At 71.3% G+C, this 19,871-nt stretch carries 17 protein-coding genes; 15 read left to right on the top strand and 2 right to left on the bottom strand.

From position 1 onward, the window contains the following. The first annotated feature begins 86 nt into the window (after window positions 1-86). From ACH34T_RS36620 to ACH34T_RS36690, 15 genes are all read left to right on the top strand, one after another. Window positions 87-815 carry an SDR family NAD(P)-dependent oxidoreductase gene (locus ACH34T_RS36620; protein ID WP_396025568.1) on the top strand — a complete coding sequence of 243 codons (729 nt, stop codon included), beginning with the start codon at window positions 87-89 and terminating at the stop codon, window positions 813-815. 149 nt (window positions 816-964) lie between these two features. Next, a complete protein-coding gene (locus tag ACH34T_RS36625; RefSeq protein ID WP_396025569.1) occupies window positions 965-1,453 on the top strand; it encodes a 2,4'-dihydroxyacetophenone dioxygenase family protein in 489 nt (162 codons plus the stop codon). A gap of 97 nt (window positions 1,454-1,550) precedes the next feature. Continuing rightward, entirely contained in the window at window positions 1,551-2,531 is a 981-nt protein-coding gene (locus tag ACH34T_RS36630; protein WP_396025570.1) for a LysR family transcriptional regulator, read from the top strand. 176 nt (window positions 2,532-2,707) lie between these two features. Continuing rightward, complete coding sequence (locus tag ACH34T_RS36635; protein ID WP_396025571.1) at window positions 2,708-3,367, top strand: RraA family protein; 660 nt, start codon at window positions 2,708-2,710, stop codon at window positions 3,365-3,367. 3 nt (window positions 3,368-3,370) lie between these two features. Then, a complete protein-coding gene (locus ACH34T_RS36640; RefSeq protein ID WP_396025572.1) occupies window positions 3,371-4,339 on the top strand; it encodes a sugar kinase in 969 nt (322 codons plus the stop codon). Window positions 4,340-4,342: 3 nt separating this feature from the next. Continuing rightward, the gene (locus ACH34T_RS36645) at window positions 4,343-5,479 is read left to right on the top strand and encodes an ABC transporter substrate-binding protein (RefSeq protein ID WP_396025573.1); all 1,137 of its coding nucleotides are present in this window, start codon (window positions 4,343-4,345) and stop codon (window positions 5,477-5,479) included. Further along, window positions 5,476-6,312 carry an ABC transporter permease gene (locus tag ACH34T_RS36650; RefSeq protein WP_396025574.1) on the top strand — a complete coding sequence of 279 codons (837 nt, stop codon included), beginning with the start codon at window positions 5,476-5,478 and terminating at the stop codon, window positions 6,310-6,312. The genes ACH34T_RS36645 and ACH34T_RS36650 overlap by 4 nt, the downstream gene beginning before the upstream one ends. Then, window positions 6,309-7,193, top strand: a complete 885-nt coding sequence (locus ACH34T_RS36655; RefSeq protein ID WP_396025575.1) for an ABC transporter permease — start codon at window positions 6,309-6,311, stop codon at window positions 7,191-7,193. Before ACH34T_RS36650 ends, ACH34T_RS36655 begins: the two co-directional genes overlap by 4 nt. Further along, the gene (locus ACH34T_RS36660; RefSeq protein ID WP_396025576.1) at window positions 7,190-8,113 is read left to right on the top strand and encodes an ABC transporter ATP-binding protein; all 924 of its coding nucleotides are present in this window, start codon (window positions 7,190-7,192) and stop codon (window positions 8,111-8,113) included. Before ACH34T_RS36655 ends, ACH34T_RS36660 begins: the two co-directional genes overlap by 4 nt. Further along, window positions 8,103-8,456, top strand: coding sequence for a hypothetical protein (locus ACH34T_RS36665; protein WP_396025577.1), 354 nt, complete (start codon window positions 8,103-8,105; stop codon window positions 8,454-8,456). The genes ACH34T_RS36660 and ACH34T_RS36665 overlap by 11 nt, the downstream gene beginning before the upstream one ends. A 203-nt stretch (window positions 8,457-8,659) precedes the next feature. Then, window positions 8,660-9,622: a LysR family transcriptional regulator gene (locus ACH34T_RS36670; RefSeq protein ID WP_396025578.1), complete on the top strand. Its 963-nt coding sequence runs from the start codon at window positions 8,660-8,662 to the stop codon at window positions 9,620-9,622. 224 nt (window positions 9,623-9,846) lie between these two features. After that, the gene (locus tag ACH34T_RS36675; protein ID WP_396025579.1) at window positions 9,847-11,442 is read left to right on the top strand and encodes an aminotransferase class V-fold PLP-dependent enzyme; all 1,596 of its coding nucleotides are present in this window, start codon (window positions 9,847-9,849) and stop codon (window positions 11,440-11,442) included. 150 nt (window positions 11,443-11,592) lie between these two features. Continuing rightward, entirely contained in the window at window positions 11,593-12,090 is a 498-nt protein-coding gene (locus tag ACH34T_RS36680; RefSeq protein WP_396025580.1) for a RidA family protein, read from the top strand. Between the two features lie 31 nt (window positions 12,091-12,121). Next, the gene (locus ACH34T_RS36685) at window positions 12,122-13,429 is read left to right on the top strand and encodes an amidohydrolase/deacetylase family metallohydrolase (protein WP_396025581.1); all 1,308 of its coding nucleotides are present in this window, start codon (window positions 12,122-12,124) and stop codon (window positions 13,427-13,429) included. A gap of 337 nt (window positions 13,430-13,766) precedes the next feature. Next, window positions 13,767-17,408, top strand: coding sequence for a hypothetical protein (locus ACH34T_RS36690; RefSeq protein ID WP_396025582.1), 3,642 nt, complete (start codon window positions 13,767-13,769; stop codon window positions 17,406-17,408). Between the two features lie 40 nt (window positions 17,409-17,448). Here ACH34T_RS36690 and ACH34T_RS36695 read toward each other — a convergent pair whose 3' ends face one another. Further along, entirely contained in the window at window positions 17,449-18,072 is a 624-nt protein-coding gene (locus ACH34T_RS36695) for a superoxide dismutase family protein (RefSeq protein WP_396025583.1), read from the bottom strand. A gap of 153 nt (window positions 18,073-18,225) precedes the next feature. Further along, the gene (locus ACH34T_RS36700; protein WP_396025585.1) at window positions 18,226-19,773 is read right to left on the bottom strand and encodes an amidohydrolase family protein; all 1,548 of its coding nucleotides are present in this window, start codon (window positions 19,771-19,773) and stop codon (window positions 18,226-18,228) included. Between the last annotated feature and the right edge of the window lie 98 nt (window positions 19,774-19,871).

Here is a 19,871-nt window from a genome sequence, read left to right on the forward strand (position 1 = left end):
CCCTCTCGTATGAGAACTGACGGCCGTTCCCCGCCTGTGTTCAATCGGGTCCGTCGCATCGGAGCCGAACATTGGAGGAGACGGCCGTGCACGATGACCGCGTTGCGGGGCCCGGGGGACGGACCGTGGTGGTGATCGGCGGCACCAGCGGGATCGGCGCCGCGATCGCCGGCCGATTCGCCGCCGACGGGGACCACGTCGTCGCCGCCGGACTCGACGCTGCGAGCGCCGCGCGCGAACTGCCCGAGAACGTGCGGAGAGTGGAGCTCGACGTCCGGCGGGAGGACGAGCTCCGCGCGTTCCTCGGCACGTTCGGGGAGCTGCACGTCCTCATCAACGCGGTCGGCATCGTCGCGCGCGGCCGGGAGTTCGAGTCCGAGGTGTTCGCCGACGTCGTCGGGGTCAACCTCACCGGCACGATGCGGAGCTGCCTGGCCGCCCGCGAGGCGCTGGCCGGCGCGCGCGGCTGCATCGTGAACATCGCGTCCATGCTGAGCTTCTTCGGCGGCGCCCGCGTCCCGGCGTACAGCGCGAGCAAGGGCGGGGTGCTGCAGCTGACCAAGTCCCTCGCCGTTGCCTGGGCGGACGAGGGCATCCGGGTGAACGCCGTCGCGCCCGGCTGGATCCGCACCGGGCTCACCCGCGAACTGCACGAGAGCGCCGAGACCAGCCGCCGCATCATCGACCGGACGCCGATGAGGCGCTGGGGCACGCCCGCGGACATCGCCGGCGCCGTGTCGTTTCTCGCCGGTCCCGACGCCGCGTTCATCACCGGCGCCGTCCTCGCGGTCGACGGCGGATACCTGGCCGCCTGAACCCGAAATCCCGCTCCCTGGAACCCGCTCCCGAATCCCGCTACCTGGAACCCGCTCCCGAATCCCGCTACCTGAATCCCGCTCCCGAATCCTGCGCCCCGGATCCCACCCCGAATCGCACTCCTGAATCCCGGAAAGGATCGATGTCCATGGCCGTCATTCCCATGTCCGCCGCCGTGCCGCCGGAGATCGCCGTGGCCGCCGTGCCCGACGACGACCGGGTGTGGGTGCCGCAGGCGCCGAACGTGTGGTTCCGCCCGCTGATGTTCAACACCGTGACCGGGCAGTGGTGCAACCTGCTCAAGGTGACCGCCGCCGGAATCGTCTCCCGGCACCGGCATCCGGGGGTCGTCTTCGGCTACGTGCTCAAGGGCAAATGGCAGTACCACGAGCACGACTGGGTCGCCGAGGCGGGCCATTTCGTCTACGAGCCGCCCGGCGAGATCCACACGCTTGAGGTCCCCCCGGACTGCCCCGAGATGATCACGTTCTTCAACATCACCGGGGCGATGGCCTACGTCGACGAGGACGGCGAGCAGACCGGCTACGAGGACACCTTCACGAAGATCGACATGTGCCGGGCCCACTACGCGAGGAACGGCCTCGGCGCCGGCTACGCGGACCAGTTCGTCCGCTGATGACCCCCCAGGGGCCCTGACAACCCATCTGCACCATTTAACTATCGGTGGGCCGCGGGTAACGTTCTCGACGATCTCGGCTTGTGGGAGGACGGCCATGGACCTCAGCAGCGCGCATCACTACCGAATCGACTGGATCGCGAGCTTCGTGGCGGTGGCCCGGCACGGCAGCTTCTCCGCCGCGGCCCGCACCCTCTACCGCTCCCAGCCACGGGTCAGCAGCCACGTCGCGGCCCTGGAACGGCTGGTCGGCCGGAGGCTTGTGGACCGTTCCGTTCAGCCGGCCATCCTCACCCCGGAGGGCCGCGGGCTGCTGCCGCACGCCGAGGAGATCATCCGGCGGCTCGACCTGCTCGCCGAGACGGCGTCCGGGACCGTGTGCGGGACGGTCCGGCTGGGCTGCTACCCGAGCGTCGCGGCGTACCTGTACCCGCGGGCGGTGCGGGCGCTGCGGGACACCCATCCGCAGGTGCGCCTGGTGCTGCACGAGGGCCCCAGCCTGGAGATCGGTGAGCAGCTCGTGGACGGCGGCGTCGACCTCGCCGTCCGTCCGCTGCATCCGCTGGTCAACTCCGACCAGGTGACCAGCGAGGTGCTGTGGCGCGAGCCGCTCGTCGCCGTGTTCCGGGCCGACCACCCGCTGGCCCGCGAGCCCGAGGTGACGCTGGCGCAGGCCGCCAGGCTGCCGGTGATCAGCATCGGGGAGAGCGACGACGGCCACAGCCGGCAGTACGAGACCAACCTCGCGTTCGCGAACCACGGCCTGCACCCCGTGATCAGCGAGCGCACCAACCAGCCGCAGACGCTGATCTCCCTCGTCCGGCACGGCCTGGGCGTCGGCATCACCAACGCGCTCGCCATGACCACGGCCAACACCGACGGCGTCTGCCTGGTCCCGATCGCGGGCGCGGGCTTCGAGCGCGTCGTCGCCGCCTGGTGGCGGCAGGGCGAGGGCGTGTCGCCCGCCGTGGAGGCGGTACGGGACTGCCTGCGCCGCCTCGCCCCGCCCGCATGGCCCTGGCCGGACGCCGCGCCGCCCGCCCCGCCCTCTCCGCCCTCGTTGCCGGCCGCCGTATAGCCGCCGGCATCCAATTGTCGAATAACCGCATTCGAGCACCGCCCTTAACCGCTCCGATAATCCGCTTCTACGGTTTCTGTAGCCGCGTCACCGAGCCGGTCGCGCCGTGCCGGAATTCGTCTCCGGAATGTGGCGCCTCGCAGGGAACGCTTTGCAGAGAACGGAGCCCAGACGACATGACCACGACGCTTCCCGCGGATATCATCACCGCGTTCCGTTCCGTCGCCACCGCCTCGGTGGCCGACGCGGTGGAACTGGGCGGCCGCCGCGGCTACCTGTCCGGCAGCGTCCGGCAGATGCTCCCCGGCGCGGGCCGGCTCGTCGGCCCGGCGGCGACGGTGCTCGAAGTGCCCTCGCCCGACCCGGCCCCGCCCGCGCACGCGCTGCGGGCCATCGACGAGTCGGAGCCGGGCAGCGTCATCTGCATCGCCGCGGGCGGCGCCGACGTCGCCGTGTGGGGCGGCCTGATGTCGGCCGGGGCGGTGGCCAACCGCGTCGCGGGCGCGGTGCTCGACGGCGCCGTCCGCGACGTCGAGGAGATCCGCCGCGACTACCCGGACTTTCCCGTCTACGCCCGCGGCAGCGTGCCCGCGACCACGGTCGGCCGCTACCGCACGGTGTCCCTCAACGAGCCGGTGGAGATGGGCGGCGTGGCGGTGCGCCCCGGCGACCTCATCGTCGCCGACGCCGACGGGGTGGTGTGCGTCCCCAGGGAGCGCGTCGCCGAGGTGCTGGAGGCGGCGCTGGAGATCGAGCGGCGGGAGCGGGAGCAGACGGCGCTGATCCTCGAATCGGGCTCGCTGCGCGGCGGCCTTGAGAAGCACGGCCGGATCTGAGCCGTGGACATCCTCGCGGTGGGCGAACCCCTCCTGGAGTTCAACGCCCGCGTCGACGGCGTCCGGCCGGTCGAGGGCGACGACGCCTTCACCGTCGGCTACGGCGGCGACACGTCCAACTTCGCCGTCGCCGCGGCCCGCTCGGGCGCCCGCACCGGCTACGTCACCCGGATCGGCGACGACGACTTCGGCGCCGCGTTCCTGCGGCTGTGGGAGCGGGAGGGCGTCGGCACCGACCACGTCGTGCGCGAGACCGGCGGGCGGACCGGCATCTACTTCGTCTCCCGGACGGAGTCGGAGAGCAGGTTCGTCTACTACCGCGCGCACTCCCCGGCCAGCAGGCTCGCCCCGCGGGACATCCCGGCGGACGCCGTCGGACGGGCCCGGCTCGTCCACGTCAGCGGCATCACCCAGGCGATCAGCCCGTCGGCCTGCGACGCGGGCTTCCACGCCATGGAGCTGGCGCGGCGGTCCGGCACGCTGGTCAGCTACGACCCGAACCTCCGTCCCGCGCTCTGGCCCGCGGAGCGCGCCCGCGCCGTGATCATGCGCGGTGTCGAGCTGTGCGACATCGCGCTGCCGAACCTCACCGAGGGCCGCGCGCTCACCGGGGAGCACGAGCCCCGGGACGTGCTGGACGCGTTCGTCCGGCGCGGCCCGTCCACCGTGGTGCTGAAGATGGGCGCCGAGGGCGCGCTGGTGGCGCACGACGGCACGGTCACCCGCGTCGACCCGCACCCCGTGCGGCAGGTCGACCCGACCGGGGCCGGCGACACCTTCGACGGCGCGTTCGCGGCCCGGCTGCTGGACGGCGCGCCGGTGCCCGAGGCCGCCCGCTACGCGGCGGTCGCGGCGGCGCTCACCACGACCGGCCCAGGCGCGGTCACCCCCATCCCCCACCGCGGCACGGTCGACGCCGTGCTCGCCGGGGGCCACCGACCCGTCCGTCCGTCCAGACCGATCAGGAGATGACCCATGTTGCGCGCGAAACGCCATCTCGCGGCGGTGGCCTGCACCGGCTTCGTGACGTTGCTCGCGGGGTGTTCCGGCGGATCCACCGTCGACGACAACGCCGGAGGCGACGGTGCGAACGCCCCGACCAAGGTCTCCGCGGGATACGTCTCGGCCATCGACCAGCTCGGCCTGCCGGCCGGGGTCGAGGCCGGCTATTTCGACGACCAGAACCTCAATGTGAAGCTCGCCGACCCGTTCCCCACCGGCGTGGACGCGCTCAACGCGCTCCAGGCGGGCCAGGTGGACTTCGTCCAGGTCGGCACGCCGGCCATCGCCGCCACCCAGAAGGGCCTCGACCTGGTGCTGGTGGGCAACTACACCGGGTCCGCCAGCCGGCGCAGCATCGACGACACGATGGCCGTGGTGGCGAAGGGCGACTCCGGCGTGGACGGCAAGGACCTGAAGACGCTGCGGGGCAAGCGCGTCGGCGTATCCGAGGGCTCGATCAACCACCTGTACCTGCTCGGGCTGCTGAAGAAGGCCGGGCTGAAGGCCGCCGACGTCAAGATCGTGAACACCGAGCCGCCGGACATGGCGGTGGCGCTCAAGTCCGGCGGCATCGACGTCGCGATCGTCTGGGACCCGTTCTCGATCACCATCACGCAGCAGGTGGCCGGCGCGAAGGAGGTGCTGCGCGGCGGCGAGTACATCCCGTTCGTCGGCTACATCGTCACCACCCCCAAGTACGCCCAGGAGCACCCTGACGTCGTCAGCCGCTTCCTCACCGCGCGGGCGACCGCCGACCAGTGGATGCGGCAGAACCCGGCCAAGGCCGCCGACTCCGCGACCCGGTGGCTGCCCGGGATCAAGAAGTCCGTGGCGTCCGAGGCGATGACGCACAACGTCAAGCAGCTCGACCCGCGCTTCTCCGCCTGCAACTACCTCGCCCTGGACACCGTCGCCCAGCTGCTGGCCGCGCAGGGGAAGGTCAAGGCCGGGTTCGACGTCAACAAGCTCTTCCGTCCCGGACCGATCCTCAAGGTGATGGCCGCCCAGCCGAAGCTCTTCCAGGACCTTCCGGCGATGCCGGCGTCCGCGAAGATCCAGGACGGCTACACCTTCGACCGCGCGGCGGCCGAGAAGGCGTGCCCGTCGTGACGGCGCCGACCGCGAGGCGGCCGGCGGTGCGGCGGCCCCCGCGGCGGCGCGGCCTCCGCTCCACCGCCACGGGCGCGCTGTGGTTCTTCGGACCGCTCGCCGCGCTCGTGGCGGCGTGGGCCGTCGCGGTGTCGGCGTCGGGGGCGCCGTTGCGCGTCTTCCCGCAGGTCACCGACGTGCTCGGCGCCCTGGGCGACCTGTGGACGAGCGGCGACCTCTGGCGGCACCTCGGCGCCAGCCTCCGGCGGACGGGCATCGGGATGGCGCTGGCGCTGGTCACCGCGCTGCCGTTCGGCATCGCGCTCGGGGCCAGCCGCGTCCTGTCGGCGTTCTTCCTGCCGCTGCTGCGGTTCTCGGTGGCGCTCGCCGGCATCGCCTGGATCCCGATCGCGACGCTGTGGTTCGGGTACGGCGACCGGGCCGTGATCTTCATCGTGTGGAACGCGATGTTCTTCGCGCTGACGTACAACGCGATGCTCGGCGTCCGGCAGATCCCCACGGAGCTGCTGCGGGCCGCCCGCAGCCTGGGGACGGGCCGGCTGCGGATGTTCTGGGAGATCCTCCTCCCCGGCGCGCTGCCGAGCATCGTCACCGGCCTGCGGGTCGGCCTCGGCTACGGCTGGCGCGGCCTGGTCGCGGCCGAGATCATCGCGAGCAACGCGGGCCTCGGCTACGCGCTGTTCCAGGCGCAGAAGTACTTCCAGACCGACGTGATCATCGCGTCGATGGTGATCATCGGCGTGCTGTGGCTGCTGATGGACCGGCTCCTGCTGGCGCCGCTTGAGCGGCGCACGGTCGAGCGCTGGGGGATGACGGGAGCGCAGGGCACATGACTTCGACCGCCTTCCCGACGAAGGAGAAGCACACGGGACGCGGACCCGGCCGGCACGGGCGAAAGGCCCGCCGCGGTCTGGCGTGGCGGATGTGGCGCCGGTGCCTGCGCAGCGGCACGTTCCGCACGCTGGGGCCGTTCGTGCCGGTCGTCGCCCTGTGGTGGCTGCTGGACGTGCTGGAGGTGTTCCCCGAGTCCTTCTTCGTCGGCCCGCCCACCGTGGTGGACAGGTTCGGCGAGCTGATGGAGAAGGGCATCCTGCCCGGCTACCTCTCGGACTCGCTGACCCGGCTGGGCTACGGCGTCGGCTTCGGCCTGCTGATCGGGCTCCCGCTGGGCTTCGCCGTGGCGATGAGCCCCCTGGTGCGGCGCGCCTTCTGGCCGATCCTGCTGTTCTTCCAGGCCGTCGCGGACATCGCGTGGCTGCCGATCGTCATCGTCTGGTTCGGCTTCAGCCTCACCACTGTGACGTTCGTCCTCGTCTACACGATCGTGTTCCCGCTGATGCTCAGCGTCGTCGCCGGGGTGGAGCAGGTGCCGCGCGAGCTCGTCCGGGCGGCGCGCAGCCTGGGCGCCGGCCGCCTGCGGGTGTTCCTGGAGGTGATCGTGCCCGGGGCGCTGCCGTCGGTGGCGGGCGGCATCCGGACCGGGCTCGGCTACGGCTGGCGGGCGCTGGTGGCCGCCGAGATCATCGTCGGCACGAGCGGCGTCGGCTTCATGATGTTCGACGCCCGCCGGGTCGGCGACGTCAGCCAGGTGTTCCTGGGCATGGCAGTGCTCGGCGCGCTCTGGTACGCGCTCGACGCCCTGATTCTGGCCCCGTTCGAGCGGGCGACCGTCGAACGCTGGGGCATGGTTCGCGCGATGGAGGCGGATGGATGACCGCGCTGAAGATCGACCGACTGAACAAGGTCTACACGGACGCCTACAGCGGTGAGGAGGTCACGGCCATCGACGACGTCTCCTTCGCGGTGAAGGAGGGCGAGTTCGTGTCCGTGCTGGGCCCCAGCGGCTGCGGCAAGACGACCGTGCTGAACATCGTCGCCGGGTTCGTGCGGCAGTCCGGCGGGACGGTCGTCGTCGACGGACGTCCCGTCGACGGGCCCGGCCCTGACCGCGGGGTGGTGTTCCAGAGCCACGCGCTGTTCCCGTGGAAGACGGTGCTGGGCAACGTGGTCTTCGGGCTGCGCATGCGCAAGGTCCCACGGGCCGAGCGCAACGCCAGGGCGGAGGAGTTCCTGAAGCTCGTCGGGCTCGACGGCTTCGCGCACAGGTACCCGCACGAGCTGTCCGGCGGCATGCAGCAGCGGCTCGGCGTGGCGCGGGTGCTGGCCAACGAACCGGCCGTGATGCTCATGGACGAGCCGTTCGCCAGCATCGACGCGCAGACGCGACGCAAGCTCCAGGAGGACCTGACGGGCATCTTCGAGACCCGCCGTCCAACGGTCTTCTTCGTGACCCACGACGTCGACGAGGCGGTGTTCCTCTCCGACCGGATCGTGGTGCTGTCCCGGCGGCCCAGCCGCGTGCGCGAGATCGTGGACGTGACGCTGCCCAGGCCGCGCAGCTGGCAGGAGACGGCGGAGCTCCCGGAGTTCCGCCGCACCGCGAACCGCGTCAACGCCCTGCTGGCCGGAGACGAAGACGCGCAGCCCGGCGAGGACACGGCGCACGCCGAGGACGCGCAGGCCAAGGACGCCAAGGTCAGCGGCGAGCGCGCTAAGGATGGCGGCGGACGCGCTGAGGACGCCAAGGGTGGCGGACGCGGCGAGGGCGCGGGGGGCGAGCACGGTGCCGCCTAGGACGTCGCTGCTGCGCCGGGCGGCGAAGAGCCCGACGCTCCGCAAGCTGGCCGTGGTGGTCGCGATCGTGCTCGCCTACCAGATCTGGCTGAGCGTTCAGGCGGGGGGCAAGGTCGGCCCCGGCGTCGGCGCGGACCGCGACGAGCGCGGCCGCTTCCCGGTCGACGTGGAACTCGGCTTCGCGCCGGAGCGGTACCACATCCTGCGCATCCAGAAGCATGGACGCATCGCCGGCACCGACGGCCATGTCGTCCACCTGCGGGGCGTGGCACCGGCCGGGGTGGACGCGCTGGCCCGCGAATACTGGATCAAGCACATCGAGGCGCCGAAACGAGGGTCCTGACCTGACCGGCGCACGGCCGCGCCGGGCCGCGGCCGGGTCCCGTGCGCATGCGGGCAGGTCCCGAGCCTATGCGGCCAGGTCTCGAACCCATGGTGAGCACGCCGGCGGCTCCGGACCGCACGACTATTCGGAATGCGGATCGGCCCCCATCCGAAACCATGGACGGGATTGTCCGCCGCCAGGCACGGCGGTAGAGCAAAGGCATGCTCCGTACCGATCTGCGCCTCGAATGGCTTGTCTCGTTCCTCACCGTCGTCGACACCGGAAGCTTCAGCGCGGCGGCGGAGGTCATCCACCGCTCCCAGCCCCGGGTGAGCATGCACGTGGCCGCCCTGGAACGGGAGGCGGGCGTCGCGCTGTTCGACCGGGACCGCCGGCCCGTGTCGCTCACCGACGCGGGCGTGGTGCTCGCCGAGCACGCCCGGACGATCCTGCGGCAGCTCGCCGGCGCGGAGGCCGCCATGGCCGGCTACCGCGGCGCGGCCCGCGGGGTGGTGACGCTCGGCAGCTATCCCAGCGCCAGCGCGGCGTTCGTGTCACAGCTGCTGGAGCGGATGGCGCGGACCCGTCCCGCGATCAAGGTGATCTTGGTGGAGCGCTCCACGCTGGAGCTCGACGGTGCGCTCGCCGCCGGCGAGGTGGACCTCTGCCTGCGGCCCATGTCGCCGCCGACCGGGCCGTCGGTGGAGTGCCGCCCCCTGTGGCGGGAGGGCCTGATCGTCGTGCACCGCCCGGACCACCCGCTGGCCGACCTGCCCGAGCCGCTGCCGCTGGCCGAGGTCGCCAAGTACCCGGTCATCACGATCGGCCGCCTCGGCTCGGCGAAGGCGATGGCCTTCGAGCCCTACCGCGCCTTCCAGGAGCGCGGCCTCGAACCGAACGCCGTCCAGGCCACGAACCAGCCGCAGACCCTCATCTCCCTGGTCCGCAGCGGTCTCGGCGTCGGTGTCATCAATTTCCTGGCGGTCGCCACCGCCGACACGGACGGCGTGATGGCGCGCCGCCTCGACGTCCCCTGCGGCCGCCGCGTCGGCGTGCACTGGAGCACGACGAGCCCGCTGACGCCGCCGGCCCGCACGCTCCTCCGCGAGATCGAGGTGTCGGACATCCCGGTGGGGACCACGCGGCTGACCGTGGCGGAGAAACAACCGCAGCCCGCCGGGTGACGTCCGGCGGCACCGGCGGCGGCACCCGCTGCGGCACCGGCGCCGGCCGTGTTCCCGGAGGAATTCATGTGCCATTACGGCGGCCGGAGGAATGCACTTCTTCGAGGCGCCCCGCGGCATCCGAGTTCCGAATACCGCCATACGAATCACGAGCTTAACGCCCGCTCCCGCTCGCCTTACCGTTTGACGCACCACGAACCACGAGTCGCCCTGGGGTGGACCAGATGAAAACTGAAGGAATATCACGGCGGACGATGCTCGGGCGCGGCGCGGCCGTCGGCGGCGCCCTGACCCTGGGGCCGCTCCTGGGCGGCGAGGCGGTGGCCGCGCCGAACAACGGCACGCTCGCCCACGCCGCCGGGAAGGGCCCGAAGACCGGCTACGAGGCGATCGGCGTGCGCCCGCTGATCAACGGACGCGGCACGTACACCGTCCTGTCCGGCTCGCTGATGCTGCCCGAGGTGCGCGACGCCATCGACCGGGCGGCACGCAAGTACGTCCAGCTGGACGAGCTCGCCGACGCCATCGGCAAGCGGCTCGCCGAGCTGACCAAGGCCGAGTTCGGGATGGTCAGCTCCGGCGCGTCCGCGGCGCTGGGGCACGCGAGCGCGGCGTGCGTCGCGGGCGGCAACCCCGACCTGCACGTCCAGCTGCCCGACCTGACCGGCTTCAGGAAGACCGAAGCGATCATCCCGAAGCACTCCAGGAACGTGTACGAGGCCGCCATCAGCGCCACCGGGCTCAAGATCGTCGAGGTGGAGACCCGCGACCAGCTCAAGAAGGCCCTCGGGCCGCAGACCGCGCTCGTCTACATCTTCGCCATGCCCCGCGTCGACGAGAGCGAGCTCGACACGAAGACGATCGCCGAGATCGCCCACGCCGCGAACGTGCCGGTGCTGGTCGACGCCGCCGCGGAGATCCTCACCATCCCGAACGTCCACCTGGCGCGGGGCGCCGACCTCGTGGCGTACAGCGGCGGCAAGTGCCTGCGCGGACCGCAGTCGGCCGGGATCCTGCTCGGCCGCGAGGACCTCGTCCGCGCCGCCTGGGTGCACAGCGCGCCCCACCACGGCTGGGCCCGCGGGTTCAAGGTGGGCAAGGAGGAGGCGATGGGGATGCTCGCCGCCGTGGAGATGTGGGTGCAGCGCGACCACAAGGCCGAGTACGCGACGTGGACGTCCTGGCTGAAGGACATCGCCCGCCGCGTCTCGGTGGTCCGCGGCGTGACCACGAAGATCGTCCAGCCGGAGGGGCTCTCCAACCGGACCCCGTCGCTGACCGTCCTGTGGAACGCCGAGCAGCAGGGCGTCACGGGCCAGACCATCGTGGACACCCTGTGGGACGGCGAGCCGCGCATCGCCATCAACGCCGCGCGCGGCAGCGACCCGGCGCAGTCCGGCGTGTCCATCACCCCGTACATGCTGGAGCCCGGCGACGCGCGGACCATCGCCCGCGAGATCGTCAAGCTGCTCAGGGACCCGCCGCCGGCGCCCGAGCCGCCCAAGCCGCCGACCGTCAACGCGAGCGGCACCTGGGCGCTGGAGATCAAGTACACGGCCAGCACGTCCACCGCGCACGAGCTGAAGCTGACCCAGGACGGCGCGAAGATCACCGGCACCCACCGCGGCGAGTTCGTCAGCCGTCCGGCGACCGGCACCGTCAGCGGCGCGGAGGTGACCGTGCGCAGCTACTACGGCGAGGAGCACGGCGACGCGCTCAGCTTCACCTTCACCGGCACGCTCAAGGGCGACCGCATCAGCGGCAAGCTCAACATGGGCGAGTACCTGGGCGCGTCCTGGACCGCCACCCGCAAGTCCTGACCGGCGACGCCCCGCCCCCCTCTCTCCACTCCTTTGCACGTCCGTCTCTCCCCCACGTCCGTCCTTCTGCATGCCCGTCCCACCGCACGTCCGCTCCTTTGCACGTCATGCACTGAACCGTGTCTCACCCCCACCAACTCTGGAGGAACCGTGTCGTCTTCGAAGTCGTCCTCGAACCGGCGTGACTTCATCCGCAAGGCCCCGACGGTCGCCGCCGTCGCCGCCGTGCCGATCGTGGCGGGCGCCACCCCGGCCGCGGCCGACGGCGGGCGCGGCCGCCGGCCGCGCAAGGAGGTCCACTACCCGGGCGGCGGGGAGCCGCCGAAGAACCCGCTGTTCAGCCCGATCGTCACGTACGGCGACATGGTCTACATCTCCGGCATCGGCGCGCACTTCGAGGGCGACATCCGCGCCCACACCGACCACGTCCTCAACGAGGTCGAGCGCTATCTGGAGTCCGTCGGCTCCTCCATGGAGAAGGTGCTGAAGGTCAACGTCTACCTCAACTCCCTGGACGACTACGACGGCATGAACGAGGTCTTCCGCGGCCGCTGGGGCCGCGAGCCCGGCGTGCGCACCACCATCGCCGCCGCCGCGGGCATCCCCGGCGACTCGCTCGTCGAGATCGACTGCATCGCCGTCAGATGAGCGCCGCCGTCAGCTGAGAACTGGAGTCCGGATGCACGCGAGAGACCGATTCCGCAGGCGGGTCCTGCCCGCCGCCCTCACCCTGGCCGTCGGCGCCGCGCTCGGCGCCTTCGCCCCGGGCGGCGCGCCGTCCGCCGCCGAAGCGTACGACCTGGTCATCCAGCGCGGCCATGTCGTCGACCCGAAGAACCGCCTCGACGGCGTCCGCGACGTCGCCGTCAAGGACGGGAAGATCGCGAAGGTCGCGCGGCGGATCGACGCCGCCGCCGCGAAGAAGACCGTCGACGCGTCCGGGAAGGTCGTCACCCCGGGCCTCATCGACCTGCACGCCCACCTCTTCGCCGGCCCGGAGGGCGCCTACCGGAACGGCTGGTCCGGCGTGGCGCCGGACGGCTTCACGTTCCGCTCCGGCGTCACGACCGCGGTGGACGCCGGCTCGTCGGGCGCGAAGAGCTTCGACCTGTTCAAGAAGAACGTCATCGACCGCTCCCAGACCCGCGTCCTCGCCTTCCTCAACATCGTCGGCGAGGGCATGGCGGGCGGCAAGTACGAACAGGACCTCAAGGACATGGACCCGGCGACGGCCGCGGCGAAGGCCGAGCAGCACCCGGGCACCATCGTCGGCATCAAGACGGCGCACTTCGAGGGACCGGAGTGGACGGCCGTCGAGAACTCCGTCAAGGCGGGCGACGCGGCGGGCATCCCCGTGATGGTCGACTTCGGCGCCAACCGTCCGGAGCGTCCGCTGGAGACGCTGCTCACCGAGAAGCTCCGTCCCGGCGACATCTACTCGCACGCCTACTCCGGGCTGCGCGGCGAGCTGGGCCCGGACGGCAAGCTCAACCCGGGCATGAAGAAGGGCCGCGACCGCGGCGTGCTGTTCGACGTGGGCCACGGCGGCGGCAGCTTCGCCTACGACGTGGCCGTCCCGGCGATGAAGGAGGGCTTCGCCCCCGACACCATCTCCACCGACCTGCACATCACCAGCATGAACGCCGGCATGAAGGACCAGTCCAACATCATGTCGAAGTTCATGGCGCTGGGCATGCCGCTGAAGGACGTCGTCGACGCCTCGACCTGGGTGCCCGCGAAGGCGATCCACCGTCCCGACCTGGGCCACCTCTCGGTGGGCGCACCGGCCGACCTGGCGGTGTTCTCCCTCGACAAGGGCAGGTTCGGTTTCGTCGACAGCTTCGGCTTCCGCATCGACGGCAAGCAGAAGCTGTCCACCGAGCTGACAGTCCGCGCCGGAAAGGTCGTCTGGGACCTGAACGGCAAGGCCGCCCAAAAATGGACCCCCGACCCAAGCCGCCTGACAGAAAAGCCACACACGCACTAACAAGACCAGCGAGGGGCGGGACGCGAGGGCACAGCCCTCGCCACCCGCCCCTCACGCATGCGCCCCCAGGTCGCCGACGTCACCGCCCTCCTTTTGGGCGGTCAGAACAAAGGTTCTCGTTGGCCAATATCTGGGTTTGGACTGGACGCTACGGGTTAACCCCCGAGGCCCCGGAGTGAGCGTTGTGATGTCGGGCGTGCGATGTACGGGCTTTCCCGGATTAACGGCGCGTAGTCGATGTGGCACGGTTTGCAGGTCAGTGGAGCGGGAGCGCTGGCTGGGCTGAGCCCACGGGACGGATCACACGGGCGGCCGTCCTTTCTCGGGGGGAGAAGAGATGACGGAAACGGCAACGAGCGACCTCGGCGCGCTTTTCGCGAGGGTCCACAGCGGCGATCCGGACGGGACGCCGGCGCCGGTGGTCGCGTGGGAACCGGCCCAGGCGCTCGCCTACCGCGACTATCTGCGGACGCAGTGGACCAGCATGATCATTCGCGTCGGGGGCGGTGCGCAGCGGATCACCGAGGAGCAGGCGCTCCAGCAGCTGGCGAACCGCTTCCACCAGGACTTCGCGGTCACGGGCACGGAGCCGCGGCCCGCGAACGAGATCCTGATCCCGATCCTGCGGGAGATCCTGACCGCGCCCACCGGCGGGACGTTCGGTTTCGGCGTCCCGCCGGAACTGATCCCGCCCCGGGGAGAGGCGACGGCGCGCCAGTATCTCGACGCGCTGATCGCGCTCACCGGGGTCAGCGCGCAGGAACTGTCACTGCGCTACCGGACCGACTTCACCCGGCCCGACAGCGCGACGTCCTCGGACGCATGGGAGAACGTCCGTACATTGCAGGCGTTCTTCCGTGACGGTTTCCAAAGCCCGCCCGACCCCTCGCACACCGACCCGGACGTCCTCGGCCAGCCGATCGTGCCGGAGATCATGCAGGGCAGGGCGCCGTTCTTCCTGGAGCCCGACGAATGGCTCGCGCGGCAGCGTCCCATTCCGCTGGAGAACTACTTCCAGATCCGGGCCATCTTCAGCATCGACATCCGGCAGGAGTACAGGGACGCGATCAAAGTGCGGGCCGAAACCCCCGGCCCGAGACAGGAGCTCTTCAAGTTCTACGCCAGGGCGCTCGGCGTCCTGGACACGGTGCAGAAGGCGTACCGGTTCCTGGACAACCGGAATCACCGGGGCGCGCTCGACCTGGCCAATTCGGCCCGCTCGGACACGTTCGGCCTCCTCCAGCACAAGGAGGCCAAGACCGGCAAGGCGCTGGACGAGTTCACCAAGCGCAAGCAGATCCCGGTGGGCTCGCTGGACGACCTCCCGAAGATCACCGGAATGTGGACGGTCACCTCGCCGGGTCCCGACGAAGCGACGCTCGACGAGTGGGCCATCAACAACCAGGAGCGGCTGTCCTACGGCGTGGTCTACGCGGACGTGTTCGCGCTGCCCTCGCTGATCGTCCAGGCGGCCGTCGGGGTGGGCGACTACTCCCGGGCGGTGCGCATGGCCGCCCAGGTCGCGGGCTTCTCCGTCGGGAAGGCGGCGCCGGAGTCGACGTACGCGTGGCGGTCCCACTACCTGTGGGCCCCGGACGACGCGGCCGCCTGGTCCGACTTCACGCTGTACCACGGGGGCGTTCTCCCTTACACGGTTGACACTCAGACGCCGCCCGACCTACCGCAGCCCAGCGACGACGACGCCTACTTCTGGGGCGCCGGCCTGCCCGACTCGCCGTCCTGGCGGCTCACCCGCGAGCTGATCCCCGCGGGCCTGCATCCGGTCGAGCAGCTGTCCTTCCGGCTCCAGCTGGGCGCCGCGATGCTCGACTGGGCGGACGCGCTGTACCGCACGGACGAGCCCGCGAACGTCGATCGCGCCCGCGAGCTCTACAAGGGCGTCTACTACGTGCACGGCACCGTGCCGCCGATCAGCCCGGACTGGTCCACTGTCCCGCCGTCACCGGGCCCCGAGCCGGGCCCCGAGCCGGACAATCCGGCGCAGGCGTCGCAGCTCGTCCGGGCCCGGCTCGGCTTCTCCCAGATCGCCGCGGGGCTGAACTACTTCGGCTTCGCCCCCGACATGGTCCCGCTGCTGCGCTACTCCACGCTGAAGTCCGCGGCCGACACCCTGGCCGCGTCGGCGCGGTCGGCGCAGGAGGACTTCCTGAACGCCGTGGCGCAGCTGGAGGAGCTGCTGATCGAGAACATGAAGAACTCCGCCATGCTGCAGCGCGCGGCGATCCAGTCCCGGATCGCCCAGCAGCAGGCGGGCGTGGCCGCCGACCAGATCGCCATGGCCAAGATCGTCGTCGGACGGGTCAAGCAGCAGATCGAGAAGGCCAAAGCCGACATCGCCGACCATGACAGCTTCTTCGGTCAGGTCGGCGACTACTTCACCGGCATGAAGAACATCGTGAGTGACCTGCCGGGCTGGGCGGCCAAGCCCGCCGGAGCCAGCGTCGCCTACGAGGCGGGGTTCTCCGAAAAGGTGTCGTCGGGGCTGCTGGGAATGGGGTCCGCGGCGACCACGGTGACCGGCATGGGCGCCTTCTTCGTCACCAGCTACATCACCATGTCGAGCATGGCCCGCGCGGCGAACAGCCGCCGGGGCCAGCTCAAGGACCTCCAGACCACGGTGCTCCCGACGGCCGAGGCGCAGCTCGACATCGCGCACCGGTCCGCCGCGATCGCGGGACTCCAGCGGCAGCTCGCCGACGTCGACGCCCGGCTCGCCGCCGACCTGCTCGAGTTCGCGCAGGAACGCTTCCTCAACGTGGAGTTCTGGTCCTACATGACCGCCCTGCTCCAGCGCATCCTGCGCCGCTACCTGGACCTGGCGACCCGGACCGCGTGGCTCGCCCAGCGCGCCCTGGCCTACGAGCAGAACACCGCCGTCGACCTGATCCGGATGGACTACTTCCCGCTCGCGCACGGCGGCGCGGGCGGCGCCGACCAGCTGCTGCTCGACCTGGCGAGCCTCCAGACCCGGTACCTGGAAGGGGTGCGGGAACTGGTCCCCGTGAAGTACACCCTCTCCCTCGCCCGCGATCTGCCGCTACAGTTCGCGCAGCTCAAGGCCATGGGACGCTGCCAGTTCCAGACGCTGGAGGCCGCCGTCCAGACCGCCCATCCCGGGACCCACGGCCACCGCGTCATCGCCGTGACGCCGCGCGTGATCCAGGCGGCCAGCACCGCGCCGGTCCGGGGGCTGCTGTCGAACGCGGGAGTCTCCCAGATCGGCGGGCCGGACGGGACGATGCACCCCTCCGTCCGTCCCGCGGACGCGCTGCCGATCTCCGAGTTCGATCTCGGCACGTCCGACCGCGAGGTCTACGGCCTGCCCGGCAACGCCCTGATGCAGTTCGAGGGCAGCGGGCTGGAGAGCCAGTGGACGATGGAGTTCCCCGCCGCGGCCAACCAGTCGGGCCTGCTCAACGTCGTGGACGTCCTGGTCACCTTCGATCTGCGGGCCCAGTACTCCGCCGCCCTGCACCAGTCGCACGAGGCCCTCGCGCCGGCCACGGTCGACCGGCTCGTCCTCGTCTCCGCCGTCAAACGGGGCCTGGAGGGGTTCCAGGACCTGCGCGACGGCAGGCCCCGCGCCAGGCTCCACTTCGATCTGACCGCGCTGGGCCTGCCGTCGTCCGAGCAGAACCGGACCATCGACAACCTCGCCGTCCTGGTGTGCGGGGCACGAGGAACGGAGCCGATCGAGGCGAAGGTGTCGGTCACCGTTCCCCAGAACGTCACCGTTCCCGTGTCGATGCCCGACGGCGTCGCGTTCTCCAACCGGCCGCCGATCACCGACCCGGAGTCCACGGTCCCGCCGTCGCCGTTGAACGTCCTGGGCGGGGTCACGGCCGACCAGACCATCACCGTGACCATCGACCGCATCGACAACACCGACGTGGACTTCGGCGACGTGCGAGACGTACTGCTCGCCGTGGACTACACCGCCCAGACCACCGCCGGCTGACCAGCACCGGCGGGCATCAGGACGTCAAGGCGTCAGGACGTCAGTGATCGCGCTTCACGATGACCCCGCACGCGCTGCGGCCGCCGGAGTCACCCGCCTTCAGGGTGTCCGCGTCCGGTCCCTTCTTGCCGCCGGACTCGTAGCGCTCCGGAATGTTGGCGTGGTTGTCGGCCAGCGCGTGCACCACGATGGCGCTGCCGTCGGCGTCCAGGAGGTCCTGGGGCCGGAACCGGTCGGTGAGCGCGTCGGCCGACCCGCGCCCGTTCTCGCCGATCAGCAGGTTCGGCAGGTCGCCCGCGTGCGTCCCGTGGCCGTGGGGCCCGCCGACGTCCAGGTGGGGGCCGGCCGTGAAGAACGGGCTGACCTTGCCGGTGCTGGGGTCGACGGCCGCGGGATCGCACTTGCCGGTCGCGTGCACGTGGAAACCGTGGAAACCGGCCGGGAGGTTCCACACCTGGACCGACACGCGCTGGCGTCCCGAGCCGGCCGCGTCCAGGGTCAGCCTCCCCACTTCCTTGCCCTGGACGTCCGTCACCTGCGCGGTGAGGCTCTGCCGTCCTTCGCCGGTGGCCGCTTGGACGGCCGCGGAGACCGCCACCACCCCCGCCGCCCCGCCGAGCGCGGTCAGCACCGCCAATTGAGCGACCGAGAAGACTCTCTTCATGTCCGTCTCTTCCCTAGGAGTTGGGAGGACCTACTACACCGCATGCCTTGCTAATGGCAGGCGCATGGGACATCAACGCCCGGCCCCGGATCCGGCAGCCTTCGACAAGGCTCTGTCACCGACAGCCAACCGGCCCCGCCTGAGTGACGGGGTTCAGAGCCGGATCTTGCGGGGGGCGTGGCAGCCGCAGCCGACGGGGGCGGCGCGTGAGGTGTCGCCCGGGGTGCGGGCGGCGGCCCGCTCGACGTCCGCGAGCATCCGCTTCCGCCGGGCGGACGTGATCAGGCGGCCGTCCGCCACCACCGCGTGGATCCGGGTGGTGTTGGCGATGTCGGCGAGCGGGTCGGCGTCCAGCACGACCAGGTCGGCGAGCCTGCCGGGACGGATCGACCCGAGATCCCGCTCCACGCCCAGGTGCCTGGCCGGTTCGAGCGTGGCGGCGCCGATCGCCTCCAGGGGCGTCAGGCCGGCGCGTACCAGCAGCGCCAGTTCCTCGTGCAGGCTGAACCCGGGGTAGGCGTAGATGAATCCCGCCTCGCTGCCGTTCAGCAGGCGGACCCCGGCGCGCCGCATCGCGCCGACGAAGCGCAGCCTGCGGTCGAACAGCTCGCGCTGCTGCCGGATCTCGGCGGGCCCGCGTCCCGGGAGGTAGATGTTGTCGACGGCCCACTGCCACCACTCCCGGTCCTCGGCGGGGATGTACTTGAGGCGCGGGTCGTCCCGGACGAGGTCTTCGGGACGGTCCACGATCAGGTGCATGCTCAGCGTGGGCGTGACCCAGGTGCCGTCGGAGGTCAGCCGCTCGAAGAGGCGCTCGGCCTGCCGCGGGCTGTAGTGGCTGGTCGCCAGCCATTCCGCCTTGTGGAACTGGCGGAACCAGCCGGCGTAGTCGCCCGATTCGATCGTGATGGCGTCCAGCGCCCTGCGGACCTGCCGGTCGCGGCTGGACGCGGCGCACCACAGCGTGTGGACGTGCTCGATGCTGCGCTGGCCGAGGCGGCTGGCCCGGGCGGGGGCGACCTTGTCGGGGCAGTGTCCGATCAGGGGAAGGCCCTGGCGGCGCGCCTCGTCCGCGATCGCGTCGAACGCCTCGGGTGTCAGCCTGGAGTAGATCTTGACGAAGTCGGCGCCCTCCGCCTTGACGCGCCGCACCGCCCTGCGGGCCTCGGCCTCGTCGGTGACCAGGAGGGCGCTGTCCGGGTCGTCCGGTCCGGCGATCAGGGACGGGGACCCGTCGATGATCGTGCCGGCGATGGTCCAGCGCGGGCCCGCCAGGGCGCCGCGCTCGATGTCGTCGCGCCACCGGCCGACCACCGCCGAACCGGCCATCTCGCGGACGGTGGTGACCCCGTTGGCGAGGTAGAGGGGCGGGGAGATCTCGTGGGTGCCGATGCTGTGCGCGTGCATCTCGGACAGGCCCGGGATCACGTACCTGCCCGGCAGGTCGACGACCGTGACGCCGTGGTGGACGGGCACCTCGTCTCGCCGTCCCACCGCGACGACGCGATCGTCCTCGATCAGCACCGTGGAGTCGGGACGCGGCCGCGAACGCGTCGCGTCGATCACCGTGACGCCCCGCAGCGCCAGCCGCGGCCGTGGCCCGGCCTCGGCCGCCGCCGGACGACGCGCGCCCACCGCCAGTGCGGCGCCTGCCGCCGCGCCGCCGATGAGGACGCCTCGCCGCGAGATCGGCTGTGACATCTGGACCCCCTGCTTCGCATGCCACGCCGCCCGGGTGGCGGCACGACCGAACGTACACAGCGTCTTAGACAAATTTCAAGACACTTGTCTAAGACGCT

The organism is Actinomadura sp. 9N215 (genome assembly GCF_044326345.1).
Taxonomy (GTDB): Bacteria; Actinomycetota; Actinomycetes; order Streptosporangiales; family Streptosporangiaceae; genus Spirillospora.